This is a genomic window from Psychroflexus gondwanensis ACAM 44 (assembly GCF_000355905.1).
GTDB classification, from domain to species: domain Bacteria; phylum Bacteroidota; class Bacteroidia; order Flavobacteriales; family Flavobacteriaceae; genus Psychroflexus; species Psychroflexus gondwanensis.
Window position 1 is genome coordinate 386,723 of sequence record NZ_APLF01000004.1, and the last position, 25,882, is coordinate 412,604.

Annotated in this window: 24 protein-coding genes and 1 tRNA gene; 13 read left to right on the forward strand and 12 right to left on the reverse strand. The window is 35.0% G+C overall.

Annotation, left to right across the window (positions count from 1 at the left end; genetic code table 11):
• Positions 1 to 8 precede the first annotated feature (8 nt).
• The 5 genes from PGOND44_RS05550 to PGOND44_RS05570 are packed head-to-tail and all read left to right on the forward strand — an operon-like array spanning position 9 to position 3,179.
• Positions 9 to 983: a M23 family metallopeptidase gene (locus PGOND44_RS05550; protein ID WP_003437745.1), complete on the forward strand. Its 975-nt coding sequence runs from the start codon at positions 9 to 11 to the stop codon at positions 981 to 983.
• A complete protein-coding gene (locus tag PGOND44_RS05555; protein WP_003437748.1) occupies positions 983 to 1,312 on the forward strand; it encodes a MerR family transcriptional regulator in 330 nt (109 codons plus the stop codon). The genes PGOND44_RS05550 and PGOND44_RS05555 overlap by 1 nt, the downstream gene beginning before the upstream one ends.
• An 11-nt stretch (positions 1,313 to 1,323) precedes the next feature.
• Positions 1,324 to 1,923 carry a LemA family protein gene (locus tag PGOND44_RS05560; RefSeq protein ID WP_003437751.1) on the forward strand — a complete coding sequence of 200 codons (600 nt, stop codon included), beginning with the start codon at positions 1,324 to 1,326 and terminating at the stop codon, positions 1,921 to 1,923.
• Positions 1,924 to 1,934: 11 nt separating this feature from the next.
• The gene (locus PGOND44_RS05565) at positions 1,935 to 2,372 is read left to right on the forward strand and encodes a TPM domain-containing protein (protein WP_003437754.1); all 438 of its coding nucleotides are present in this window, start codon (positions 1,935 to 1,937) and stop codon (positions 2,370 to 2,372) included.
• A gap of 3 nt (positions 2,373 to 2,375) precedes the next feature.
• Positions 2,376 to 3,179, forward strand: coding sequence for a TPM domain-containing protein (locus tag PGOND44_RS05570; protein WP_003437757.1), 804 nt, complete (start codon positions 2,376 to 2,378; stop codon positions 3,177 to 3,179).
• Positions 3,180 to 3,292: 113 nt separating this feature from the next.
• On the opposite strand, the gene der is transcribed toward PGOND44_RS05570, so the two are convergent.
• Together der and era are read right to left on the reverse strand one after the other, a co-directional pair.
• On the reverse strand, positions 3,293 to 4,597 hold the full coding sequence (gene der, locus PGOND44_RS05575; RefSeq protein ID WP_003437760.1) for a ribosome biogenesis GTPase Der: 1,305 nt from the start codon (positions 4,595 to 4,597) through the stop codon (positions 3,293 to 3,295).
• 451 nt (positions 4,598 to 5,048) lie between these two features.
• On the reverse strand, positions 5,049 to 5,942 hold the full coding sequence (era, locus tag PGOND44_RS05580) for a GTPase Era (protein ID WP_051044073.1): 894 nt from the start codon (positions 5,940 to 5,942) through the stop codon (positions 5,049 to 5,051).
• A 101-nt stretch (positions 5,943 to 6,043) separates the two neighbouring features.
• Here era and PGOND44_RS05585 point away from each other — a divergent pair, with 101 nt between their 5' ends.
• Positions 6,044 to 6,571, forward strand: coding sequence for a hypothetical protein (locus PGOND44_RS05585; protein WP_003437767.1), 528 nt, complete (start codon positions 6,044 to 6,046; stop codon positions 6,569 to 6,571).
• Positions 6,572 to 6,774: 203 nt separating this feature from the next.
• Positions 6,775 to 8,235 carry an AsmA family protein gene (locus PGOND44_RS05590; RefSeq protein WP_003437771.1) on the forward strand — a complete coding sequence of 487 codons (1,461 nt, stop codon included), beginning with the start codon at positions 6,775 to 6,777 and terminating at the stop codon, positions 8,233 to 8,235.
• Between the two features lie 41 nt (positions 8,236 to 8,276).
• Here the strand turns inward: PGOND44_RS05590 and PGOND44_RS05595 are convergent, their stop codons facing one another.
• Positions 8,277 to 9,113, reverse strand: a complete 837-nt coding sequence (locus PGOND44_RS05595) for a universal stress protein (protein ID WP_003437774.1) — start codon at positions 9,111 to 9,113, stop codon at positions 8,277 to 8,279.
• Between the two features lie 140 nt (positions 9,114 to 9,253).
• Between PGOND44_RS05595 and rimP the strand changes: the two genes are divergently transcribed.
• Genes rimP through infB form a run of 3 tightly spaced genes read left to right on the forward strand, consistent with a single transcriptional unit; the run spans position 9,254 to position 13,803 of the window.
• On the forward strand, positions 9,254 to 9,727 hold the full coding sequence (rimP, locus tag PGOND44_RS05600; protein WP_003437777.1) for a ribosome assembly cofactor RimP: 474 nt from the start codon (positions 9,254 to 9,256) through the stop codon (positions 9,725 to 9,727).
• Positions 9,728 to 9,734: 7 nt separating this feature from the next.
• Positions 9,735 to 10,970, forward strand: coding sequence for a transcription termination factor NusA (gene nusA, locus PGOND44_RS05605; protein ID WP_003437780.1), 1,236 nt, complete (start codon positions 9,735 to 9,737; stop codon positions 10,968 to 10,970).
• 55 nt (positions 10,971 to 11,025) lie between these two features.
• Entirely contained in the window at positions 11,026 to 13,803 is a 2,778-nt protein-coding gene (infB, locus tag PGOND44_RS05610; protein WP_003437784.1) for a translation initiation factor IF-2, read from the forward strand.
• Positions 13,804 to 14,108: 305 nt separating this feature from the next.
• Here infB and PGOND44_RS05615 read toward each other — a convergent pair.
• Positions 14,109 to 14,181 (reverse strand) — tRNA-Gln (locus tag PGOND44_RS05615).
• Between the two features lie 181 nt (positions 14,182 to 14,362).
• Here PGOND44_RS05615 and PGOND44_RS05620 point away from each other — a divergent pair.
• The 3 genes from PGOND44_RS05620 (at position 14,363) to PGOND44_RS05630 (ending at position 18,709) form a co-directional block, all read left to right on the forward strand.
• Entirely contained in the window at positions 14,363 to 17,686 is a 3,324-nt protein-coding gene (locus PGOND44_RS05620; RefSeq protein WP_003437787.1) for a glycosyltransferase family 117 protein, read from the forward strand.
• A 5-nt stretch (positions 17,687 to 17,691) separates the two neighbouring features.
• A complete protein-coding gene (locus PGOND44_RS05625; protein WP_040555835.1) occupies positions 17,692 to 18,309 on the forward strand; it encodes a polysaccharide deacetylase family protein in 618 nt (205 codons plus the stop codon).
• A gap of 163 nt (positions 18,310 to 18,472) precedes the next feature.
• Positions 18,473 to 18,709 (forward strand): hypothetical protein, encoded by a 237-nt coding sequence (locus tag PGOND44_RS05630; RefSeq protein ID WP_003437792.1) that lies wholly within the window; start codon positions 18,473 to 18,475, stop codon positions 18,707 to 18,709.
• A gap of 548 nt (positions 18,710 to 19,257) precedes the next feature.
• Here PGOND44_RS05630 and lysS read toward each other — a convergent pair.
• The 8 genes from lysS to PGOND44_RS05675 form a co-directional block, all read right to left on the reverse strand.
• Entirely contained in the window at positions 19,258 to 20,949 is a 1,692-nt protein-coding gene (gene lysS / locus PGOND44_RS05635; RefSeq protein WP_003437796.1) for a lysine--tRNA ligase, read from the reverse strand.
• Between the two features lie 778 nt (positions 20,950 to 21,727).
• Positions 21,728 to 21,955, reverse strand: coding sequence for a hypothetical protein (locus PGOND44_RS05645; protein WP_003437800.1), 228 nt, complete (start codon positions 21,953 to 21,955; stop codon positions 21,728 to 21,730).
• Between the two features lie 2 nt (positions 21,956 to 21,957).
• Entirely contained in the window at positions 21,958 to 22,263 is a 306-nt protein-coding gene (locus PGOND44_RS05650) for a hypothetical protein (RefSeq protein ID WP_040555817.1), read from the reverse strand.
• Between the two features lie 122 nt (positions 22,264 to 22,385).
• A complete protein-coding gene (locus tag PGOND44_RS14960; RefSeq protein ID WP_003437802.1) occupies positions 22,386 to 23,207 on the reverse strand; it encodes a DUF6973 domain-containing protein in 822 nt (273 codons plus the stop codon).
• Positions 23,208 to 23,477: 270 nt separating this feature from the next.
• A complete protein-coding gene (locus PGOND44_RS05660) occupies positions 23,478 to 23,813 on the reverse strand; it encodes a hypothetical protein (RefSeq protein ID WP_003437803.1) in 336 nt (111 codons plus the stop codon).
• Between the two features lie 62 nt (positions 23,814 to 23,875).
• Positions 23,876 to 24,160 carry a hypothetical protein gene (locus PGOND44_RS05665; RefSeq protein ID WP_003437804.1) on the reverse strand — a complete coding sequence of 95 codons (285 nt, stop codon included), beginning with the start codon at positions 24,158 to 24,160 and terminating at the stop codon, positions 23,876 to 23,878.
• Between the two features lie 135 nt (positions 24,161 to 24,295).
• On the reverse strand, positions 24,296 to 24,718 hold the full coding sequence (locus PGOND44_RS05670) for a hypothetical protein (RefSeq protein WP_155943798.1): 423 nt from the start codon (positions 24,716 to 24,718) through the stop codon (positions 24,296 to 24,298).
• Between the two features lie 462 nt (positions 24,719 to 25,180).
• Positions 25,181 to 25,618, reverse strand: coding sequence for a hypothetical protein (locus tag PGOND44_RS05675; RefSeq protein ID WP_003437810.1), 438 nt, complete (start codon positions 25,616 to 25,618; stop codon positions 25,181 to 25,183).
• Positions 25,619 to 25,882 lie beyond the last annotated feature (264 nt).

Sequence of the window (25,882 nt, forward strand, 5' to 3'; positions counted from 1 at the left end):
ATAAAAGAATGAGTAAAGTAAAATATTACTACGACAGCGACACGCTTTCCTACAGGAAAATTGAGCCTAAAAAGGGTAAAAAATTTGCGTTAGCTACTTTATTTTTATTGGGAATTATTACAACAAGTTTCATACTAGCTTTGGTCTATCTTAATATCCCAAGTGTAGAAACCCCTAAAGAAAAAGCTTACAAAAGAGAAGTTGAAAATATGAAATTTCAATATGAGCTTTTAAATAAACGTATGGAGGACGTTGTAAGTGTCTTGCAAAATGTAGAAGAGCGAGATAATAATATTTATAGAGTCTATTTTGAGGCTAACCCGATTAGTATAGATCAGCGAAAGTCTGGTTTTGGAGGAATTAACCGGTATAAGAATTTAGAAGGTTATGAGAATTCTGAAATCATTACTGAAGCTACAGAAAACCTGGATAAGCTCTCAAAAAGGCTGGTGATACAGTCAAAATCTTTAGATGAAATTACAGTGTTGGCCAAGAACAAAGAAGCGCTTTTAGCTTCTATACCAGCGATACAACCCGTAAAAAATGATGATTTGAAGAGAATGGCTTCTGGATATGGTATCCGTATGCATCCTATTTTGAAATACAGAAAAATGCACAATGGCATGGACTTTTCTGCCCCTTCTAATACCGAAATATTTGCTACAGGTAATGCTACCGTAAAAAAAGCCAGACGGACCAGCGGTTTTGGAAACCTCATCGTCTTGGATCATGGGTTTGGTTATGAAACTTACTATGCTCACCTAAATAAATTTAACGTTAAACCCGGACAAAAAGTGAAGCGTGGCGAAATTATAGGCTATGTTGGAAACTCTGGACTTTCTACAGCACCGCATTTACATTATGAAGTTCATAAAAACGGTAAAGTAGTCAACCCAATCAATTTTTACCATGGCGATTTGACAGCAGAAGAATACGACATCATGTTGAATCAATCCGCTTTAGAAAATCAATCTTTAGACTGATGAAACACGATTTGGCAGACAAACTCTATTATACAATTGGAGAAGTTGCTAAAGCATTTGATGTGAACTCTTCACTAATTCGATTTTGGGAAAAGGAATTTGATGAAATTCAGCCTAAAAAGAATGCTAAAGGCAATCGCAAATTTACCCGTCAAGATGTAAAAACTATTGATCTTATTTATCATTTGGTCAAAGAACGCGGGTTTACACTAGAAGGTGCTAAAACTCATTTACGAGAAGATAAAAAAGAAACGCTTTCAAAATTTGAATTGATTAGCAAATTGAAAGCCATTAAATCTGAACTTATTTCTATTAAAAATCAACTTTAAAATTAAAAACTATGAAGAAGTGGTTAATTCCCCTTATTGTTATTCTTGTTGTAGGATTCGGCTTATACAGCTGGACCAAAGGATTTAATAATACAGCTATAACACTCCAAGAAGATGCAAAAACATCCTGGAGTAATGTAGAAAGTGCTTATCAACGACGTAATGACCTCATCGGTAATCTGGTAAAAACCGTACAAGGTGCTGCCGATTTCGAAAGAAACACGTTAACGGAGGTGATAGAAGCTAGAGCCAAGGCTACTTCTGTAAACATAGATGCTGGAAACTTAAGCGAAGAAAGCATGAAACAATACGGGCAAGCACAAGGGGGCTTAAATTCTGCCTTATCTAGGCTTTTGGTGAGCGTTGAACGTTATCCGGATTTGAAATCCAACCAAAATTTTATGAATTTACAAACCCAATTGGAAGGTACTGAAAACAGAATAAATGTCGAGAGAAATCGCTTCAATGGTTCTGTAGGCACCTACAATAAACACATTAAGGTATTCCCAAATTCAATATTTGCAGGATGGTTTGGTTTTGAAGACATGTCCAGATATTCCGCCGATGAAGGTTCTGAGGATGCCAAAGAAGTTGAATTTGACTTTGAATAAATATTAGCATTATGACAAAAGTATCTGAATTTATTACTCCTACCGATGAGAAAGACATTATAGAGGCTATAAAAAAAGCCGAATTAAATACGTCTGGAGAGATAAGAGTTCACATAGAAGTAAAATGTGCTAAAGACAGATTTGAAAGGGCTTTAGAGGTTTTTCAAGAACTCAATATGCATAAAACGGAACTCTCGAATGGTGTTTTAATCTACGTTGCAGTGGATGACCATCAGCTCGTAATCTTAGGAGATAAGGGCATAAATGAAGTTGTACCCAAAGGGTTTTGGGAAAGCACAAGGGACGAAATCTTAAGCGAATTCAAACAGCATGAGTATAAAACAGGCTTAGTGAAAGGGATTCATGAAGCTGGCGAACAATTAAAACAACATTTCCCTTATCAATCTGGCGATATTAACGAACTCGACAATGACATTTCTAAAGGTTAATCTATGAAGTTATCACATACTCTATTATTACTCACTACCTTATTCCTTAGCTTTTTAAGTTTTGAAGGTTATTCTCAAATTGAAATTCCACAAAAACCCTCTAAAGAAATGGCTGTTTACGACGGTGCCAAATTCTTTAAGGACAATGAGGTGAAGCAACTTAGGCAGAAGTTAGAAACTTATGCAGATACGACCTCTACTCAAATCGTAGTAGCAACCATCAACACATTGAATGGAGAATACATAGGAACATATGCAGCTGAGTGGGCCCAAAAATGGGGAATCGGTCAAAAAAAGGAAGATAACGGTCTCCTGATTTTAATATCCAAAACAGATAGTAAAATCTGGTTCACAACGGGTTATGGTTTGGAAGAATACCTTACTGATGCTACGACAAAAACAATTATTGAAAATATTATACTCCCCGAGTTTAGGAAAGCAAAATATTATGAAGGCCTAGACAAAGGTACCAGCGCCGTTTTTGAAGTTCTTGCTGGAAATTTTGATGGCTCTAAAGTTCAGGAATCCTCAAAAAACAATTCGTGGCCATTTGCCATATTACCTATTCTCATTTTTATCGTCATTCTCATTTTTGCAAGGAGAAGAAATAAAGGTGGTGGATCAGGAAAAGGAAATAGAAACTCTTCACCAAATTTACTAGACATCCTCATCCTCGGCAGTATGGGGCGCAGCATGGGAGGTAGCTTTGGCGGCGGATCCTCCGGAGGCTTTGGCGGTGGTGGCGGTTTCGGCGGGGGCTTTGGCGGCGGCGGTTTCGGTGGAGGTGGTGCTGGCGGAAGCTGGTAATCTTAAACCTTATACATATAAACATATCTAAATAAAAATCCTTAAACCTAACTATGTTAAACCTTAAACATATTAGTTAAGGATTTTTATTTTGTCTTTAAATTCAAAAAAAATTATTTTTTCCTCATATAAATAGAAATAGGAACACCGTTAAAATTAAATTCCTGTCTTAGTTTATTTTCAATAAAACGTTTATAAGAATCTTTCACATACTGTGGAAGATTACAGAAAAATGCAAATTGAGGTTGCGGAGTCGGCAATTGAGTAATGTATTTAATCTTCACGTATTTACCCTTAAGGGCAGGCGGAGGATTTTCTGCTATAATAGGGAGTAAAATGTCATTCAACACCCGAGTTTTAATTTTTGTGCTTCGGTTTTTATAAACCTCTACAGCTGTTTCTATAGCTTTATAAATTCTTTGCTTGTTCAATACCGATATAAAAACAATAGGCACATCTACAAATGGAGAAATCTCTCTTCTGATTTTGGCTTCAAAATCCTTCATGGTGTTGGTCTCTTTTTCTACCAAATCCCATTTATTGACAAGGATTACAATACCCTTTCTATTTTTTTCTGCCAACCAAAAAATACTTTGGACTTGGCTATCAAAACCTCGTGAAGCATCCATGACAATCAAACAAACATCTGCATTTTCAATAGCTCTCACACTTCGCATGACAGAATAAAACTCAAGATCTTCTTTTACTTTGGCTTTTCTTCGAATTCCTGCAGTATCTACAAGCTTAAAGTCAAACCCGAATCGAGTGTAACGTGTATCTATAGAATCTCTAGTGGTTCCAGGAATATCGGTAACGATATATCGGTCTTCACCAATAAGAGCATTGATAAAAGAGGATTTTCCTGCATTAGGTCTACCAACGACTGCAAATTTCGGTAGGTCTTCTTCTTCCTCCAGCTCTCGTTCTGGTAATCTCTCTACTACAGCATCTAAGAGTTCGCCTGTACCACCACCGCTGGTTGCGGAAATGGAATAGTACTCCCCTAAGCCTAAATTGTAAAATTCAAGAGCGTCTGTTCTGTTTTTGTTGGAATCTACCTTATTCACACACAACACAACGGGTTTATTGATTTTACGTAGAAGTTTTGAAACATCTTCATCCATAGGGGTAATCCCAGTAATCACATCCACTACAAAAATAATCACATCTGCTTCATCTATAGCAAGCTCTACTTGTTTGTCGATTTCTTTTTCAAAAACATCATCACTTCCTATGACGTAACCGCCAGTATCAATTAACGTAAATTCACGCCCATTCCAATCCGATTTACCATAGTGCCTATCTCGTGTTACTCCACTTACAGAGTCCACAATGGCTTCTCTGCGTTTTATCATTCGATTAAAAAGGGTAGATTTTCCTACGTTTGGTCGACCTATAACAGCTACAATACTATTCATTTTTGTATTTTAAATAATTTGCAAAGATACAATATATTGTCCAGCTATTTCACTAAGCGTTAAAATGGTTTATGGATTACAATTTCTCTTAAAAAACAGTAAAAAATAAAACACAAAAGTCTTCACTTTTGTATTCAGAACGAAGATCAATTCATTTTTTAACCCTCGAAAACATTTTTCTAAGTTAAAAACCCTTTAGAAGACGGTATTTCAGTCAGGGATCCTAAAAATTAAGATTGTATTTAGAATCTTAGTGTTCAACAAAGATCCTACTCTAGTCAATGTATGGACTTAGAGAAACTCAGAAGTGTTTTAAGACGGATGTATCCATGATTTTGAGATATCTAAAAAGAAAACGAATTACTAAAGATAAGCTCGTTTTTTGAGAGATCAATACCCGAGAAATACCAAGCTAAATAAACTCGGGATGGAAAGTATTGAGGAGGAATAACTAGTCTTTGTTATATCCGAAACGCCTAAGTTGCTTATCATCGTTTCTCCAATTCTTATTCACTTTCACATAAGTTTCCAGATGAATTTTTTTATCAAAAAACTTCTCTAAATCTTTTCTAGACTCCGTTCCAACACGCTTTATAGCAGAGCCTTTGTGACCTAGAATAATAGCCTTCTGAGATTCGCGCTCTACAATAATAATACTACGGATGTGGATAATAGATTCGCTTTCTTCAAAACTTTCAGTTTCCACCTCGACGCTATAAGGGATTTCTTTTTTGTAATGTATTAGGATTTTTTCTCGAATTTTCTCGTTGACAAAAAATCGCTCTGGCTTATCTGTTAATTGGTCTTTGGGATAAAAAGCAGGCGACTCTGGTAACAGATCCAAAATACGATTGAAGACTTCGGTAACTCCAAAGTTTTCCAAAGCTGATATAGCAAAAATTTCAGCATTAGGCAATTGCTCTTGCCAATGCTTCTGTTGAGATAACAAAAGTGCCTCATCACCTTTATCTATTTTATTGAGAAGTAACAAAACTGGCATTTCGGCATGCTGAAGTTTTGTAAAAAATGACTCGTCCTTAAGTGCTTTTTCGCCAATCTCCACCAAATACAAAAGCACGTCTGCATCTTGAAAGGCCGATTTTACAAAATCCATCATAGAATTTTGCAATCCATAAGCAGGCTTTATAATTCCAGGAGTATCACTAAATACCATTTGAAAATCATCCCCATTAACAATTCCTAGAATTCTATGACGAGTGGTTTGGGCTTTGCTCGTAATAATAGAGAGCTTCTCCCCTACAAAGGCATTCATCAATGTGGATTTCCCTACGTTTGGATTTCCTATGATGTTTACAAATCCGGCTTTATGTGTTTTTGCTTCGATGATAATTAATTTTATTTTTTACAAAAATAGACAATTCGTAACAACTCATAGCTAACAAACCAAAGTCGATATCTTATATTTGTCTCTAAAATAATCTCACAATGAAAAAAATACTTTTTGCAATCGTCATTTTTTGTTCACTAAATGCTTTTGCGCAATCTGAATCTACATTTTCTTATACTGAATTTCACGAACCAAAAATAAATGTTGGCTATTTAATTCTTGGCAACTTCGATGTCACTTACGAGTACCTACTTAATGAAGAGTCTGGTGTAGGAGTAAACCTCATGGTTCCATTCGATGATTATGTAGAATGGAATATCAATTATAATCTCACTGGATACTACAGGTTTTATTTCGGGGATAATTATGCAGATGGATTTTTTGGTGAAGTTTTCGCAAACTTAAATAGTGTAGAAGATAGAATTGAAGTTGAAGGAGTAAGACAGGATAAAGACATCACCGATTTGGCTCTTGGATTTAGCGGGGGCTATAAACTGGTCTCTAGCGGAGGTGTAGTCTTAGAAGTTTTCTTAGGTGGAGGTCGTAACTTGTTTAGCGAATATAATTCTGAACGTAATTTTGATTTTGTGTTAAGAGCTGGACTTAACGTAGGCTATAGATTCTGATTTTTTTTCTAAAAGAATTCATTAATAGCATACTCATAAATACCCTTCTATCTTGACTATAGGAGATAAACTTCACCCATTACTTCTTTGAGTAATGGGTGAAGTTTTATAATTTATTTTCAATTTTCTTCTCTAAAGATTGTTATCTAAAGTGAGGCTGAACCATATTTTTGAGTAATTTCAAAATTCCAATTAAATTTAAAATGAAAAAAGCTCTATCCTACATTGTCATTCTATCCGCAATAATTATCGTTGGCTTTCTTATTGCTGATTTTATTATATCCAATAAAGTAAAAGAAAGACTTAGCAAAGAGCCCTCCATATCCTACACTAGCTTTAACGTGAATGTACTTACAGGAAGTCTAGAACTAGAGGAATTTAAATTCTATGATTCTATCAAAGATATTCAGGCAGACTATATTTATTTGAATGTGGATGTGTTGCACTATACTTTAGAAAAGGAAATCAAAATTGAAAACCTTGACGTAAAAGGTCTTAATCTGAAATACGACAATTCTCTAGCCAAAGAAAACAATAATAAAAATACTTCAGACGCAGTCTCTCTAGTTGAAATTGAAGCTATAAAAATCAGCCAATCTACTATTGAATACAAAACGGCAAAAGGCAAAAAACTTCGTATTAACGAGATAGATTTAGCCACCAAAAATGTTCAATGGCCTTTAGACAAGAACTTCGACTGGCTGAAGAACAATTCTTTTAATATAAAAGCAAAAGACTTAAGTTATGATTTAGACAACTTACACGATCTAAAAATTGACGATCTCAGTTTTGAAAATAGAAAAGTAGACTTTAAAAATTTCAAAATAAAACCAAAGTACACTCAGCAATCCTACATCGAACATATCGAAGTAGAAAAGGATTTAATGACTCTGGATGCTAAGACGATAAGCCTTGAGGGATTAGAACTAGGCAAAAACGAAGATAAGCTTCAGCTTTCCCTAAGCAGAATCCTTGTGGACTCTACTTATTTGAGTATTTATAGAGATAAAAATATAGCAGATGATCTCAGCTACAAGCCCTTGTATAGCGAATCCTTAAGGGGTCTAGGATTTGATCTTAAGGTAGATTCTGTCTTGATTTCAAAAGCATCTATCAATTATCAAGAATTATTGCATAAAGACAGGCCTCCGGGTGAAATAAGTTTTGAATCTGTAGATGCTCAAATCATCAACTTACATAACGACATCAACAAAGAAAACTCTGAGATAAAGGTGATTGCTTCAGGGAAATTATCTAAGCAGTCTCAGATTTTATTCAATATGATTTTGAAACCAAGTCAAGAAAAATTTGAGGTTTCAACACTAATAAAGGATGTGAAGGATAGCTCTGTGAATACATTTTTCGCTCCTGCTATGCGCATGAAATTTGATGGAAAAATCAATAGAATTGAAACAACATTTACGGGAACCAATTCTGAAGCCAATGGACAATTCAGGATGGTCTATAAGGATCTCAAATTAAAGATTCTCAATAAAAATGGGGGCGAAAATCATTTTGCGAGTTTACTTAGCAATGTATTTGTAAACAATAAGGATGTGGATAAAACTTTTAAAATAGATAAAATGAAAAGAGATAAAACCAAGTCGTTTTGGAATTATCTTTGGAGCTTTCACCTCGAGGGTTTGAAACGATCCCTTTTATAATATTCATTCAAAAACTGAAGTTTAAACTTTTCAACAAAAAATTAAATCTTGAAAGTGACAATAGGATTCTTAATGTGGTTGACAATATTCTCAGCTAAGCTTCCACTTATAAAATGAGAAATACCTTTTCTACCGTGTGTCCCAATTCCTATGAGATCGGCATCCAATTTAATAGCAAGATTTCTAATACCGCGTTCTACTGTAACATCATTATAGACTTGAAATTTGGATGAATTGAAGTTGAGTGGTGATGAAAACTCATCAAAAGATTGATCAATCTCTTTGGTGGTTTTAAATTTATGCGGCGTATTGATATAAACCAGATGTAGTTCGACATCTAAAAGATTTGAAAAGACTAACGCTTTTTCGAAAGCATTTCTATTATTCAGTGTAAGATTGGTGGCAAAAACAAAAGACTTAATATCGAAAATAGGTATATCTTCTTTAATAACTAACACAGGAACATGAGAAAACCTCACCACCTTTTCTGTATTAGACCCTATAAAAACCTCGTGTAAACCTTCAGAACCATTAGACCCCATAACAATAAGTTCGCAGTCGTGTTTTGTGGCAATAGCCATAATACCATCGAAAGCTTCGTCGAACTCTACCGTCTCGTGAACCTTAATCCCTTCTAGATGATCCTTCATGTTATGAAAGGTTTCGGTGAACCTCCTGTGGGCTAGCTTCATAAAAAACAAAGATTCTGGCAAATCACCCCCTACTCCTTCATTTATAGGATCGATAAGTCCTAAAGGGAGATCCAGCAAATGGAGCAAAAAAATCTCGCTATCATATTTTTTGGCGAGTTGGGCAGCTACTTTCAAGGCATTTTCAGCTTGAGGAGAAAAGTCTGTGGGAACTAGGATTCTTTTCATAGGTTGAGAATTTATACTTCTACTAATTTAGTTTAAATTATAAAAAAATCCCCTCTTTTATAACTGATAAATTATTGTTACATTTGCAAAGTTTTGAATATGGAGGGGACAAATTAGTCCCCTCTTTTTATAAGTAAATAATGGCTTTAGATAAAGAGCAAATTTTAACCTTGGTTAATCAAGGATTGGAGGAAGACGAGGCTCTATTTTTAATTGATATACAAATTTCTGGCAACAATAATATCAACGTCATCATAGATGGTGATAGAGATTTATCTATAACAGATTGTGTCAATATGAGTAGGGCTATAGAACATAATCTGGATAGAGAGATAGAGGATTTCTCACTAGAAGTCGCTTCCTGCGGAGCCACTGAGCCGCTTAAATTTCCAAGACAATTCAAAAAAAATATCGGCAGAAAACTCGCAGTCGAAAGCCAAAATGAAACTATAGAAGCAACACTTACGGCAGCAACTGACCAAGATATTGAATTAAAATGGAGTGCTCGAGAGCCAAAACCAGTTGGGAAAGGCAAACATAAAGTAGAGAAAGAAGCAAAAATAGCTTACGAAAACATCGACAAAGCTCAAGTTATAATAAATTTTAACAAATAAAGATATTATGGAAAATATCGATTTGATCAACTCATTTTCTGAATTTAAAGACGACAAATTAATTGATCGAGTAACCTTAATGGCCATTCTTGAAGATGTATTCAGAAATGCATTGAAGAAAAAATTTGGACAAGATGATAATTTTGATATCATTATTAACCCAGATAAGGGAGATTTAGAGATTTGGAGAAACAGAATTGTAGTAAACGATGGTGAAGTAGAAGATGAAAACAAAGAAATTTCACTAAAAGATGCTAGAAAGATAGAACCTGATTTTGAAGTAGGTGAAGATGTTTCTGAAGAGGTTAAGTTATATCAACTTGGTCGAAGAGCGATACTGGCCTTAAGACAAAACTTGATTTCTAAGATTCATGAACATGACAGCACCAATACATTTAAATATTTCCAAGATTTAATTGGAGAAATCTATACTGCAGAAGTTCATCACGTGAGACACAATGTGGTGATCTTATTGGATGATGATGGTAACGAATTAATTATTCCAAAAGAACATCAAATCCCATCTGATTTTTACAGAAAGGGAGATAGCATAAGAGGTGTCATCGAAAAGGTTGAACTTAAAGGAAACAAACCTATAATTATCCTATCGAGAACGTCTCCAATGTTTCTTGAAAAGTTATTTGAACAAGAAATTCCTGAAGTGTTTGATGGGCTTATCACCGTTAAAAATGCAGTGAGAATACCTGGAGAAAAAGCGAAAGTTGCTGTAGATACTTACGATGACAGGATAGACCCTGTAGGAGCATGTGTAGGTATGAAAGGATCTCGTATCCATGGTATTGTTCGCGAATTGGGAAATGAAAATATAGATGTAATCAATTACACCAACAATCCACAACTCTATATACAACGGGCCTTGAGCCCTGCGAAAATTGTAAATATTAAGTTGGATGAGGAAAGAAAATATGCTGAAGTAACTTTGAAACCAGAAGAAGTTTCTAAAGCTATTGGACGTGGTGGACATAATATAAGACTCGCTGGACAATTAACTGGCTATAACATAGAGGTCTTTAGAGATGGTATCGAAGAAGAAGATGTGGAATTAACAGAATTTAAAGACGAAATAGAAGACTGGGTTATTAAAGAATTCAGTAGAATAGGTTTAGATACTGCAAAAAGTATCTTAGAATTGGACGTAAGTGATATCGTAAGAAGAACGGATTTGGAAGAAGAAACCGTTTTGAACGTAGTCAAAATTTTAAAAGAAGAGTTTGAAGAATAGATTATTTAAACTCATCTTTGCAACATTATAAAAGAGGTAATATTAGAGGCAATTTATGGCTGAATCAAAACAAACAAGATTAAACAAGGTACTAAGGGAGTTTAACATTTCGCTGGATCGGGCAGTCGAATATCTGAACGATAAGGGTTATGAAATTGAAGCAAGACCTACGACCAAAATTTCTTCGGAAGTTTATGAAGTATTATCAGATAAATTCGAAACTGATAAAAGCAAAAAGGTAGCTTCAGAAGAAGTAAGCGAGGAGCGAAAAAAGGAGAAGGAAGAATTGCGTCAGGCCAGGGAGCAGGAGCTTGAGAAGAAGAAAGTAGACGAAGTTAGGAAAGAGCAACAAGCTGCAGACAACAAGAAAAAAGCTGCTGCTGCCAAAGCTGAAGAAGAAACTAAGGCTAAGGCTGAAGAAGACTCTAAGAAAGCAGCAAAAGAGGAAGAAGAAACTATCAGGTCCAAGTCCAAAATTTCTGGCTTAAAGCAAGTCGGCAAGATTGAACTTACAGATACTAAAAAAGGGAAACCTAAAAGCAAAAAAGAATCTGATAAGCCTGAAAAGTCTACCGAACCCGCTAAGCCGACTTCTGAAAAGCCAGCGAAGGACGCCGAACAAAAGCCTCAAGTTAAAAAAGAAGAAGAAGAAGAAAAAGAAGTTGAGGATCCTCTACATAAGACTCAGTATACGAAGCTTTCTGGACCCAACTTCACCGGTGAAAAAATTGATTTAAATCAATTTAAGAAAACTCCAACCAAAAAGGAGAAAGAAAAGGAGAAGGAAAAAGAAGCAGCTTCCAAAAGAAGGAAGCGTAAGCGTATATCCAAAACTAACACCTCCCCTGGAGCGAGTAAACCCAACTTCAAAAAAGGTGCAAAACCTGCTCCTAGAAGAAATGTGAAAGCAGCTCCAAAGGAAGATCCTACTCCAGAAGAAGTCCAAAAGCAAGTTAGAGAAACCTTAGAAAAACTTCAAGGTAGATCTGCTGGTAAGAAAGGAGCAAAATATAGACGAGACAAAAGAGATCAACATAAACAACGTTCTCAAGACGACCTCGATCAACAAGAAAAAGAAAGTAAAGTCCTTAAGGTAACAGAATTTGTAAGTGTCAATGAGATCTCTACAATGATGGATGTGCCTGTGACTAAAATTATATCTGCCTGCATGTCCTTAGGGATGATGGTAACTATGAATCAAAGACTTGATGCTGAAACCTTAAGTGTTGTCGCTGAAGAATTTGGTTATGATGTAGAATTTGTAAGTGCAGAAGTAGAAGACCACAAAGAAGTAGTTGTTGAAAACCCTGATGACTTAAAACCCAGAGCTCCAATCGTTACCGTTATGGGTCACGTAGATCACGGTAAAACTTCTTTACTGGATTATATCCGTAAAGAAAATGTCATTGCTGGAGAGTCCGGTGGAATTACTCAGCATATTGGTGCCTACAGTGTTAAGATAGAAACTGGAGAAACCATTTCATTCTTAGATACGCCTGGTCACGAAGCCTTTACTGCGATGAGAGCTAGAGGTGCACAAGTCACAGATATTGCGATTATTGTAATTGCAGCAGATGACGATGTGATGCCTCAAACTAAAGAAGCTATTTCCCACGCACAAGCCGCGGGAGTTCCTATCGTTTTTGCAATAAACAAGGTAGATTTATCTACTGCCAACGTAGAAAGGATAAAACAATCCTTAGCAAGTATGAATTTATTAGTAGAAGACTGGGGAGGTAAAGTTCAATCCCAAGAAATTTCTGCTAAAAAAGGTACAGGTATTCCTGAATTACTTGAAAAAGTTCTACTTGAAGCTGAATTACTAGATCTAAAAGCAAATCCAAATCGCCTCGCAAAAGGAAGTGTAGTGGAAGCTTTTCTGGATAAAGGTAGAGGTTATGTATCTACTATCTTGGTTCAGGCGGGTACTCTTAAAATTGGAGATTATGTCTTAGCCGGAACAACAAGCGGTAAAATAAAAGCCATGCAAGATGAACGTGGTAATAAAGTAAAAGAGGCTGGCCCTTCTACTCCTATTTCTATTCTTGGACTAGATGGAGCTCCACAAGCTGGTGATTCCTTCCAAGTTATGGAAGATGAAAGAGAAGCAAAAGAAATAGCCTCGAAAAGAAATCAACTTCAAAGGGAGCAAAGTGTTAGAACACAGAAACACATTACTTTAGATGAAATTGGAAGACGAATTGCTCTTGGAGACTTTAAAGAATTGAACATTATCCTGAAGGCGGATGTGGATGGTTCTGTAGAAGCCTTAACAGACAGTTTACAGAAACTCTCAACAGAGGAAATTCAAGTCAATATTATACATAGAGGGGTTGGAGCCATTACTGAAAGTGATGTCTTGCTAGCCTCAGCTTCTGAAGCTGTTATCATTGGATTTAATGTAAGACCTGCTGGAAATGCTAGGACACTTGCAGATAATGAAGAAATCGATATCAGAATGTATTCTATCATCTACGATGCTATCAACGACATTAAAGATGCCATGGAAGGTATGCTTTCTCCAGAACTTAAAGAAGAAATTACAGGTACTGCAGAGATTAGAGAAACTTTCAAAATTTCTAAAATTGGAACTATTGCAGGATGTATGGTGACTTCTGGGAAAATCTACAGAAGCTCTGGTATACGATTGATACGTGACGGCATTGTTATCCACACAGGAACACTCACTTCTTTAAAACGATTTAAAGATGATGCTAAGGAAGTCTCTAAAGGTTATGATTGTGGTATTCAATTGAAAAACTACAATGACATCCAAGAAGGTGACATTTTAGAATCTTACCGAGAAGTAGAAGTTAAGAAGAAATTGAAATAAGTTCTGAATAAACTCTCAACTAAAAAGCTCCGTAACATAAATTACGGAGCTTTTTTTGGTTTGAAAAAATACCTAATAGTAGGTATTGACATCACTGTTATTAAATATTAAATTTACATTGTAGCATATAAAGATATTATCTATTATGTTCATCCTAAAGTTTAAGGAATCAAACATCCTATAAAAGCTGATCTAACCCATCAGCTTTTTTCATGTCCAGACTTCATCTTATAATATAAACACCATAATAAATACTCCCCTAAAAATAAAAACCCCTTAACTTGTTTAAGTTAAGGGGTTTAATGTTGGCCTACTAGGTTTCGAACCTAGACTCTTCTGGACCAAAACCAGATGTGTTGCCAGTTACACCATAGGCCAATATTCAATTGGAATGCAAATATAAAACTAACTTTTATATGAGCAAAAGTATTTCAAAATTTATTCAAAAAAATATTTACAGTTCATTTCAGAAAGATGGTTGGTTTCTAAGTAATAATAATCAGATCATACGTTTATAAGATTTCATAATTGTTTATTTTCGCTCAAAATATTTATATCCATGACTAAATCTGCCTTCTCATTTTGGAATAAACTTTTAGGCTGGTTTGCCTTTCTTGTTGCTCTTGTGACTTATATCTTAACCGTAGAGCCAACAGCAAGCTTTTGGGATGCTGGTGAATATATAGCGACCTCTGCTAAGCTTCAAGTTGGTCACCCACCTGGAGCTCCATTTTATCAAATTTTTGGAGCCTTCTTTTCCATGTTTGCTTCAGATGAAAGTCAGATTGCCTACATGGTAAATTTGATGTCTGGTGTGGCGAGTGCTTTTGCTATTTTATTCATGTTTTGGTCCATCACTTTATTACTAAAAAAACTTACTAAAACAATAGACGCCAAAGGAACTTCTTCAGACTTTGCTATTTTGGCAAGTAGTCTGGTTGGAGCATTAGCCTTTACGTTCTCAGATAGTTTTTGGTTTAGCGCTGTAGAAGCAGAAGTCTATGCCATGGCAGCATGTATTATGGCGGCCATGTTTTATACCGGATTGCTATGGGAAAGAGATATGCATAAGCCTAGAGGAAATCGTTGGCTAATCTTAATCTGTCTGATAGTGGGGCTTTCCTTTGGAGTTCATTTTATGGCCCTATTAACCATTCCCGCGATAGGCTTTTTATATTATTTCAAAAATTTCAAAAAAATCACCATCAAAAACTTTGTGATTGCCAACTTCGTCGTTGTTGGAATCTTATTGTTTATTTTTAAACTCCTCCTGCCCTATTCCTTGACCTTTTTCGCAAAAATGGAAGTCTTTTTTGTAAATAGCATAGGCTTACCCTTCAATTCAGGTACTGTTATAGCAGGCTTACTAGTAATTGCTGCGTTTTATTTTGGACTCAAATACACGAGACGTAAAAATTATATTCACATCAATACGGTTTTACTTTGTATCCTATTTGTATTTATAGGCTTTTCTAGTTGGATTATGCTACCCATACGGGCCAACGCTGGGACTGTAATTAATGAAAATAATCCTAGTAGTGCTCAACAACTCCTCGCTTATTATAACAGAGATCAATATGGTGAAACGCATCTGTTTTACGGTCCTCAGTTTACCGAGTTATTTGCTGGATTAGACCCCGATAACCCTTATGTAGATGATAATGCGATTTATGAGAAAGATGAAGAGAAGCAAGAGTATGTGATTATCAATGATTATAAAAATGCCAAACAAAATTCTGATGCCTCACATAAAACCTTTCTCCCGAGGATGTGGAGTACACAACATGCTGCCAATTACATGATGTTTACTGGACCTCTAGAATTTTCTATAAAACCAGAGTACAGAGGAGAACAAGAATTAGGTTCAATTATTGAAACATTTAGAGCCGATTACAGAAAAGGAGAGGTCTCTTCTGATGGTTACATCAGCTTTTTAAAACGCTTTAACCAATACTTGGATGTTGAAAAGCCTTCTGCTGCCTCGAATCTCAGCTACTTGTTTGAGTTCCAAATGGGCTATATGTATTGGAGGTATTTTATGTGGAATTTTGCTGGTAGACAAAACGATGAACAAGGAAAATACACAAATTTTGATGGTAATTGGTTAAGCGGTATCGACTTTATTGACGAAAATCGACTTGGAAGTCAACAGAATTTACCTTCAGACCTTTCTGAAAATAAAGCAAGAAACACCTACTACTTTCTACCGCTTATCTTAGGCTTAATCGGTTTATTTTTTCATGCATCCAAAGATGTAAAGCGCTTTTGGGTGCTCACTGTCTTTTTCTTATTTACAGGAATCGCTTTAAAAATATACCTCAACGAGCGATCTTTTGAGCCCAGAGAGCGAGACTATGCTCTAGTAGGATCGTTTTATGTATTTGCCATTTGGATTGGATTGGGCGTTTATGCTCTATTCCATTACTTGAAGGCTTATGTCACGCCCAAGCTAGTAGCTCCAGCGGTTGGACTACTTTGCCTAATCTGTGTCCCCGTCCTTATGGCCTCAGAAAATTGGGACGACCACGATCGCTCTGGAAAATACACCACTCTTGCCATGGCCAAGAAATATCTAGAGGGCTTAGATCAAAATGCCATTTTATTCACCATAGGAGATAACGATACTTTTGCCTTGTGGTATGCCCAAGAAATTGAAGGCTACAGAACCGATGTGAGGACCATCAACACTAGCCTTTTTGCTACAGATTGGTACATAGACCAAATGAGAAGAAAAGCTTACGAGAGTGAGCCTATTAAGACTACGTTGAAACACGAAGACTATAAATATGGGACCAATGATGCCGTTTGGTTTCAGAAAGATCCCAGGGTAGGAGATTCACTCAACATCAAGCAATTTATTCAGTATATCGAGAGCGATAACGAAACGACCAGAGCAGAACTCCAAAGTGGGCAAGTCATCAACACCTTTCCTACCAAAAACATAAGAGTTCCTGTGGATAAAGAAAAAGTCCTTAAAAATGGAATCGTAGAGCAAAAGAATGCTGACTTAATTGAGCCTTATCTCGAAATCAATTTGGAAGATAACCTTCTCTATAAACCAAATTTAATGATGCTTGACCTCTTAGCGAATAACGATTGGGATCGCCCTATCTATTTCACAGGAGGGAGTTTTAGGAACGAAGATTATCTATGGATGAAGGATTACCTTCAACTCGAAGGGGTTACCTATAAACTTGTCCCTATAAAAACTCCTGTGGATGAGAGAAATCCATTTGATATGGGCAGAATCGATGCCGATAAAATGTATGACATTGTTATGGATTGGGATTGGGGCAATAGTGGAAGTGATGACATCTACCACGACACGGAAACCCGAAGAAATGCCATAACCTATAGAAGTAATCTTGCTCGATTAGTTGAAAAATTGATCAAAGAAGATAAGCTGGAAAAAGCAGAAAACGTTCTAGATTTAGGCATGGAAAACATTCCTGTAAAACATTTCCAATACTATCAACTTCTAGAACCCTTTATAAATGGGTATTATGAAGTAAATAAGCCTGAAAAAGCAAGGGAAGTCTGGGAAGCCGTCGCTAATAATTATAAGGAGTGGCTGACTTACTATGCAGGCCTAGATTATGAAAACCAAATAGAGAATGCAGATAGGATCTTTAGTGAAATTGAAAAGTATAGAAGCCTTGTGGATATTTTAATTATTCAACAAGACCAAGAATTGGTCAAAGACAAAGCTGCCGAGTTCAATTCATACCTAGAAAAGTTTAGTCATTTCTACGAAGACTCTCCTGAAGAGAATGTGAACGAAAAACTGCTTCAAGAATTGGAAGAGGACGAAATCAACCAAATTGAAAAGGATAGTGCAAGCGATGGCTTATCGTCCCCAGATCAATTACCCACTAATCCGTAAAGGTGTTGAGGTCTAGCACTTTTCTTCAGCACCTATTTCCTCACCGAGTGTGGAGCATTTCAACCGAAAAGAAAGAAATGTTCCTCACCTTCGATGATGGACCCATTCCTGAAGTGACCCCATGGGTCTTGGATACCTTAAAAACCCATAAGGCTAAAGCTACTTTTTTTTGTATCGGAGATAATATAAAAAAACATCCAGAACTCTTTCAACAGATTATAGATGAAGGACATTCAATTGGAAATCACACCTTCAACCATTTAAACGGTTGGAAAACCTCTTCAAAAACCTACTTAGAAAATGTTGAAGCCTGTAAGCAAGAAATAGAATTACACACTACCTCTACACACTTGTTTAGACCTCCTTACGGCAAGTGCACCTCCACTCAAGCTAAAGCCTTAGAAAGAGATAGTCAACAGATTATCATGTGGGATATCCTCAGTAAAGATTATAAGCCTAGCCTCAGCAAAGAGGCTTGTTTTCATCGCATTGAAAGATCAGCTAGTAAAGGCAGCATCATCGTTTTTCACGATAGCCTAAAGGCTGAAAAAAACATGAAATATGCCTTGGTCAAAACCTTAGAAACCTTCAATGAATTTACGTTTAGCGCCTTAAAGCAATAGATGTGTCACTATACACAACTTAAACACAGGTAAACCAGAAACAAGAAAGCTCACTACCTCCCTTAGCGTCAATTAGAAGTATCTGTTCGCTAGAATTCTACAAAATAGTTTTAAACTGAACTTGAGTTATAATCTGTGTATTTGATGTAAACATCTTTTCACTATGGATTTACAAATTCGAAAATTAAATTTAATAACCTATTTAGCTCAAGTTCAAGATGAAGTTCTATTGGAAAAGTTAGAAAGTTATATCTTAAAAAATGAAGGAGAATTCTATTCCGAATTGAAACCTTTTACGATTGAAGAATTAGTAAATAGAATTAAAAAATCTGAATTAGATTTCAAAGAGGGAGAATTCAAAAGTCAAGAAGATTTGGAAAAAACATCCGAAAATTGGTAAAAGACGGCCATAATCTGAACTGATTTCGCAATTAAAAATCTTAAAGATATTTTTGACTATTACAGTACCTAAGTAAATAAAAAAGTAGCCCACAAGATCAGAAGAGATTCTTGAATCTAGAAATCAACTCAAAAATAATTCCGAACTAGGCCAAATTAAATTCAACCTCGAAAAGCTTGAGCAAAATCATAGGTATCTCGTTTGTGGAAATTATAAACTGATTTACAGAATTTTTGAAAATCAAGTCATAATTAATGATGTTTTTGATACCAAGCAAGATCCAGAGAAAATGAATGATGAAAAACATACATTCTTTTAAGTCCCGGATTTATAAAAATTTAATATTCAAATGTGGTATAAAATAAGTTTCTTTTTCACTTACTAATCGTCATAAAATAGAACCGTAACTAGTGCTATGCATCTATTTTTTTCCTCAACTAAATAAAAAACCTGTGCTGAGCTACTTCGTCGTATAATTCGAATTTTTAATGCATCATTTAAAAACTACATTGGTATTAGACTTATAAGAATTTATCACTTAAACCAATTTAAACCAAGTTTACAAATAAACCCTCATTCGTTTTGTCGACTGTAGCTTGGTCTTTCGTTCTAAGTCCTTTAATGGCTTTATCCCACTTTTTATTACTCAACTCCGACTTGGATTTTATCTCCTCCAAGGCTTGTGGAGAGGTCACTTTCAGTAAGTCTATAACTACTTTCTCTTCTTCAGTAAGCTCTACCTTTTTCTTTTCTGGCCTCATCTGAGGGAAGAACAGGACTTCTTGTATGGAGGGGTTGTTGGTCAAAAACATAATTAACCGGTCCATTCCAATACCCAAGCCAGAGGTAGGTGGCATTCCGTATTCCAAAGCCCTTAAGAAATCATAATCGATAAATTCTGTCGCTTCATCGTCTCCTTTTTGAGATAATTTCATCTGATCTTCAAACCGTTCTCTTTGCTCAATAGGATCGTTAAGTTCAGAATAGGCGTTGGCAATTTCTTTACCACAAACCATCAGTTCAAAACGTTCGGTAAGGTCTGGATTGTCTCTATGCTCTTTACATAAGGGACTCATCTCTTTAGGATAATCGATAATAAAAGTGGGCTCTATAAACTTACCTTCACATTTCTCACCAAAAATCTCATCGATCAACTTGCCTTTGCCCATAGTCTCATTCACCTCCAAATTCATCTCCAGAGCAGCAGTTCGCAATTCCTCTTCAGACTTTCCTGTAATATCGAAACCTGTAAATTGGATAATGGCAGCGGTCATGGTCACCCGTTTGTAAGGCGCTTTAAAGTCGACATGATGTTCTTTAAACATAGTTTTGGTCGTCCCGTTAACTTGCAAAGCACAATACTCCAGCAAGTTCTCGGTAAACTCCATCATCCAGTTGTAGTCTTTATAAGACACATAAATCTCCATAGCAGTAAACTCAGGATTATGAGTTCTATCCATCCCTTCATTTCTGAAGTTTTTAGAAAACTCATACACCCCATCAAACCCCCCTACGATTAAACGCTTTAGATAAAGCTCATTGGCAATTCTCAAGTATAAAGGAATATCTAAAGCATTGTGGTGAGTGATAAACGGGCGTGCTGCCGCACCACCTGGGATAGATTGGAGAATAGGTGTTTCTACCTCCATATAGCCTTTTTCATTAAAGAAATTTCGCATTGCTGTAAACAACGCCGAGCGTTTTTTGAAAATATCTTTCACTCCGGGGTTCACCACCAAATCGACATAACGCTGTCTGTAGCGCTGTTCTGCATCCTGAAACCCATCGTATTCATGGCCCTCTCTATCTTTTTTGGGAAGAGGAAGCGGTTTTAGAGATTTACTCAGCAGCTTAAAGTCCAACACTTTTATGGTCTTCTCCCCTACCATAGTCGTAAACAACTCCCCTTCGATCCCTATAAAATCACCGATGTCTAGTAATTTTTTATAGACCTCATTATATAGGGTTTTATCCTCTCCTGTACAAATCTCATCTCTGTTGAAGTAGACCTGGACACGGCCTTCCCCATCTTGCAACTCCGCAAAAGAAGCTTTTCCTTGAATCCTTCTAGACATCAAACGACCGGCCACCACAACTTTCTTCCCTTCCTCAAAGTTCTCCTTCACTTGGGTAGACGAATGGGTATAATGAAACTGGTCTGCAGGATATGGATTGATGCCCATACCCTTTAAGGTGGTTAATTTATCTCGCCTTACGCGCTCTTGCTCTGATAATTGCATAATTAAGTCTATTTTCTAAGGCCGCAAATATAAAGACAATCCGCCAATATCGTAAGCCATCCTCACAATTAAACCACAGCATCTTAAGAAATGCTATCTCGTTTTAAAGCCTTTTTATTTATTTTGATTTTGTGTGTAGTTAATTTGATGCTTTTAGACAGTAAGCTTTATGTTTTTAACACACTTTCAAGAGGCATCTGGGGTTTAGAGATTTGGCTGAAGGATTTTAACTGGCTTGAAACTGAACGATAAAAAACCAACTCGTATGAGTTGGGTTTTTATAAATTTTCATAAGCTTGATGATACTAAAATTTGTGACTTTTAATGCATTTTTCTTTAGATCAATCTTATTGACAGAATCATTATTAAGACCTAAAAAAAAATGTCCATTGGAAGATTTTTAATTTGATTTTGGTTGTTTTATTTGCATCAAATAACCACAATTAAGAAAAATAGAATCTTTTTCAAAAATTCCATATTCGACTTTATAAATTGTATTTATAGAGAAAAGTGCAATTTCTACATTAAAACAATCTTTTGTAAAATTTAATCCTCTGAATTTTATAGCATTTTTTTTCCTCGGTGGCCTCAATAATACTTTACTTCTTTTTAAAATTGGTTGAATATTTACAATCTGAATTATCGACTAAGAATATGACATCTTTGTTTTCAAAAAAGACGCTTAAAGATTTAATAAGTCAGAAAGTATTTGTTCTTTAAAAAAAATTTCAGAGAATAAGTTAAAATCAAAATAAATTTCAGCATAGCTTTGAAAATTTTATTGATTTTTTAAAATTATAAGAGCATTTTCTCTCCAAACTGTTTGACCGTAAACATCTGTTTCAAAAAGTAATCCAGACTCTTCACTATTCCATTCTTCATCTTGGTATTCGCCATAATGAACAAATTCATGTAAAATTGTTTCTGCTACTGCATTGGTAAAACCCTGAGCAATAGCAGTTGGGTTTGCATTTATGGGTTGAACATGGCTATCTTTATAATTCACAATTAATTAATTGTATAGGGTAGCTCTATTGTTAATCTTATATCTCCATTTACATTTGAAGAAGGCAACATGTATAGTTTAAATTCACCTACACCATAAAAATTAGTGTTGAATTCTATTTCACTATCTGTTGAGTTGAAATAGTTACACCAATTCATACCATAAGCTTCATCGAGTGTAAAACAAATTCGTTTATCTACATTCCCTTTTATTTTTATGATAGCAGTGGAGTAACTCTTACCTCCTTCTGAAACTATTGTAAAAGTCTTTTTTTTACTAAAATCATTAATATCCCAGCTTTTTTTCAAAGTTCCAGTGCATGAAATTAAAAAAGGTAGAATTAAACAAAATATATAATTTTTCATTGGTCTGTTGGAATTAATTGTGATGTAGAAGTAGCTCTTGGGTTTGTATTAGATAAATATCTTAATTATCCCTTATCCAAGGCAAATTTAACTTTCATCATAAGCATAAAAAAAGATTCAGAACCTATATTCCTACCTATCTGATTATTGAATAAATCCATTTCTTTCTCCTTATAATGATGCGGGTATTCAAATGGTATTTCTTCATGAGCGCTTGATAATTGCTCCATTAAATTCTCTCCTAATTTTGCTGCACCTAAAGCATTCCATAATGCATGGCGATATGCATCACCTACACCATTATACTGAACCAAGACTGTTTCTTCAAAATAAACTTTTGCATAAAACTCAGCTAGAAAAGCACTATGAAGATAATCTAATTGTTGTAGTCTTGAAAGATTATCAAAAATAGATTTTTCAGTCATACTCATTCTATTTCTGTAATCTTGTTCAAACACTAGAATTTCTGCAGATTCCTCACCAAAATCATAATCACTTAGATGGTCCTCAAAATCCACTTCTCCACCATTCCTTTCAGCTTCCATGCCTTCAATCGAAAATAATTTAGACTCATCAGAGTTATCATTTTCATAGATTATAAAATCTAATACATCTGAAAGCAAAGCTTGTCTATACTGGCTAGACATCCAAAGACGGGTTCCTGCTTCTAATGCGTAAAGCTCTAAAACAGTGTCTAGTGTACAAAGTGAAGTTGTGCATTCCTCCTCTCCCGGTATTGGCTCTGTAGGCAAACAATCATAACATTCATCGTCCCCTCCGTCTCCACTTCCTCCACTTCCAGGATTGGGATTGGGATCTGGATTATTCGACCCACCTCCTCCAGGACCTGAAGTACACGTCCATCTTACATTGTAGCCAATTACCACGCTTCCTCCATGACAATTAGGATAACCCGGAGGGTGATTAGCTCCAAAATTACAACGCCAAACGAGATCGAAACTAAATGTACATAGTTCTGGTGCCGATTTAGACTAGGTTTCTCCTTTCATTACATTTAAAAAGGAGTTGCCATAGTTTTGTGAGATTGAGTTCGTTCGTATATGCCGTCTTCTGTTGAATAGTTAATAACTACCAGTTAAAACTAACCGTCTTAAACTGAAACGATTAGTTTTTCTATTTTAAACAACCTAAATCCTTTATTCTTCAACTAAAAGCTTTTTCGCATTAAAAGCTACCCAGCTATCCTCTTTTTCAATATATAATTTGAATTCCATGCCAAGATTGAACTTTTCTACACTTGCACAATTGCACTTATCTGCACCTTCAGGCAAATTCTTTAGTTTTTGTTTATTTTCTAAATTAAATGAAACACCGGCTGGATATTTTTTGACAGGAAAATTTATCAGTGGATTTTTATATTCTTTATTTTTTTGTGAGTTTTTGTATTTTAAATATAAATAGAACTGGTCATCATAGTTTCCAATAGTACCCATTCTATAAAATTCATTATTATCTTTTAAGGATATTATCAAACAGGTGTCTTTTTCCTTTTGAGATATTAGTAACATAAAAAAGATACAATGACTTAGAAAGTTTATTGTTGTTGAAATGGTTGAGTATTATGCATATAGTTATTTTTATATTGATTGATGCTCAAACGATGTGCCTCTGATAAATTTGTCCAAGCTACTGTAGATTCATTCGCCCCTGTAATTGGGTCGACCACTAAACCAGTTTGAGCATCTATTTGAGATTGATCATCTCCGTCGATACCTCTTTTTAAGCCTGTCCAAGCCAAGGGTTCAACTTCAGAATTTGATAAGCTACTATCAAATTCAATTAAAAATGTTTTTATTGTTCCTAACATATGTTGTGCCATTAAGTCATGTTTTGGACTAGAAGGGGTTGGGGGATTTAAAACGTATCTGGACCAATAATCATAAATGCCTGCATAACTATCTTTAGCATCTATAATACCGACATAATATCGGAAGTAAATGACTATCTGAATTAATCAATATAAAGCATTAATTTCATAAATTCTTTGCATTTCAATAAAGTTTTTGTCTTTAAACTTTACTCTAATTTTTATAAGTTTTTGACTCAAATCTTCTTCGACTTCAATAATTTTTGGTGAAATAATACCATTAATAAAATAAAGATCAGAATATGCAAACTCACCTTTATTATTAACTGAAATTATCAAATTTGATAATTTCCCCCCATAACCCTCGAATAATTCTTCAGGGGTTCTCTTTGGGTCTGACTGCTTCAAAATAGTCACGTTACAGCCACTCAACTCCTTAATTACAATATCGTCCCAATAAATTGTTCCTAGAATATAATTTAAGTCTATAGGCTTTTCATATTCTGTAATTTCCTGAGCTTCAACAAAAAAAGACATGAGTATTAAAAATATAAATATAATTGATTTCATAGATAAAAAATTATAACACTGAAAAATGAATATGATCTTTATGTCCGCCTATTGGATAATTATAATTCCAAGAGTCTGTTTCTGCACTATATTTATGCTTAAAATGTGGACCAAAGTTTTCTCAGACATTTGGAAAATCGTCCATGGCCTCTTGTAACTTTTTTATCTGGTCATTAGGTCCAATCAAAAACATTTTTTGCCCATTAATTCTACTTATATCGACTGCTGTACCTCTAGTATGGTTACTATTACATATTCTCAAAATATGTTTCATCAAGCACTTTGCTATCGACAAAATATTCGAGTTTTTTTTGTTCTTGAAATTCTTTTTGAACAAGCTCTATGATCTCATTTTTTACTTAACACTTTATTGGTTCAATTATAATATTTTGAGAAGCACAATTGCTACTAAAAACAAATATAAGATAAAAGCTAATGGTTTAATTCTGTTAATTGCAATTTTCATTCTATAGCATAATTCCAGTGAACTTTGTATAATATTCCATTCAATGAATCTATTTTCATATAGATATAAATAGATTTAAACAAAGCATTATAATCATATGGCGGATTTCGGTAGATATTCCCCTTTAATCCTGTTTCTTCTTCAAACTTCTGAGCTTTCCTTTCTAATTTATGTATAACAAAATCATTTGCCTCTGCCTTTGAAACAATTTTATCTTTATATCTTTCAAAACAAACTCTTATAGGCTTCTGAGCATTTTCATTATGAGCAAAATAACTGGCATCTATTGATGGTTTCAAATAAAACCTTTTTGAAATCTTTCCTTGTTTTACAGAACCACCTTTTTCTTCATCAAAAAAAATGTAGATATTTTCTTGTGCACTGATCTTAACAAAAAAGAGTAAAAATAATAAATAGCATAATTTATATTTCATTTTACTGACAATTTGAATTATTAGATATAAAATCTTGTCTTACTTGATCATAATTATCTCTTTCTGATTGCAGCAAATTATTCCAAGAAATTGTATTTTTTAAGCCTACCCAAGCCAATGCTTCATAGATTTCCTATGTTTGAGATGGATCATATTCTCGTAGTGCATTTTTTATTATACCAATAAAATGTGCTGCCATTTATTGATGGTTCCAATCGGGACGATAATTTTCCCAATAGTAGTTATATATCCTGTCGAAAACAT

Excerpts from the sequence above, each read along its gene's own strand:
- PGOND44_RS05675 (WP_003437810.1), bottom strand. The coding sequence starts at position 25,618 with ATGAAATATAAATTATGCTATTTATTATTTTTACTCTTTTTTGTTAAG.
- rimP (WP_003437777.1), top strand. The coding sequence starts at position 9,254 with ATGGCTTTAGATAAAGAGCAAATTTTAACCTTGGTTAATCAAGGATTG.
- PGOND44_RS05595 (WP_003437774.1), bottom strand. The coding sequence starts at position 9,113 with ATGAAAAGAATCCTAGTTCCCACAGACTTTTCTCCTCAAGCTGAAAAT.
- PGOND44_RS05620 (WP_003437787.1), top strand. The coding sequence starts at position 14,363 with ATGACTAAATCTGCCTTCTCATTTTGGAATAAACTTTTAGGCTGGTTT.
- lysS (WP_003437796.1), bottom strand. The coding sequence starts at position 20,949 with ATGCAATTATCAGAGCAAGAGCGCGTAAGGCGAGATAAATTAACCACC.
- PGOND44_RS05570 (WP_003437757.1), top strand. The coding sequence starts at position 2,376 with ATGAAGTTATCACATACTCTATTATTACTCACTACCTTATTCCTTAGC.
- PGOND44_RS05550 (WP_003437745.1), top strand. The coding sequence starts at position 9 with ATGAGTAAAGTAAAATATTACTACGACAGCGACACGCTTTCCTACAGG.
- PGOND44_RS05670 (WP_155943798.1), bottom strand. The coding sequence starts at position 24,718 with ATGAAATCAATTATATTTATATTTTTAATACTCATGTCTTTTTTTGTT.
- PGOND44_RS05555 (WP_003437748.1), top strand. The coding sequence starts at position 983 with ATGAAACACGATTTGGCAGACAAACTCTATTATACAATTGGAGAAGTT.
- PGOND44_RS05630 (WP_003437792.1), top strand. The coding sequence starts at position 18,473 with ATGGATTTACAAATTCGAAAATTAAATTTAATAACCTATTTAGCTCAA.
- PGOND44_RS05560 (WP_003437751.1), top strand. The coding sequence starts at position 1,324 with ATGAAGAAGTGGTTAATTCCCCTTATTGTTATTCTTGTTGTAGGATTC.
- PGOND44_RS05665 (WP_003437804.1), bottom strand. The coding sequence starts at position 24,160 with ATGGCACAACATATGTTAGGAACAATAAAAACATTTTTAATTGAATTT.
- nusA (WP_003437780.1), top strand. The coding sequence starts at position 9,735 with ATGGAAAATATCGATTTGATCAACTCATTTTCTGAATTTAAAGACGAC.
- PGOND44_RS05590 (WP_003437771.1), top strand. The coding sequence starts at position 6,775 with ATGAAAAAAGCTCTATCCTACATTGTCATTCTATCCGCAATAATTATC.
- PGOND44_RS05585 (WP_003437767.1), top strand. The coding sequence starts at position 6,044 with ATGAAAAAAATACTTTTTGCAATCGTCATTTTTTGTTCACTAAATGCT.
- der (WP_003437760.1), bottom strand. The coding sequence starts at position 4,597 with ATGAATAGTATTGTAGCTGTTATAGGTCGACCAAACGTAGGAAAATCT.
- PGOND44_RS05565 (WP_003437754.1), top strand. The coding sequence starts at position 1,935 with ATGACAAAAGTATCTGAATTTATTACTCCTACCGATGAGAAAGACATT.
- infB (WP_003437784.1), top strand. The coding sequence starts at position 11,026 with ATGGCTGAATCAAAACAAACAAGATTAAACAAGGTACTAAGGGAGTTT.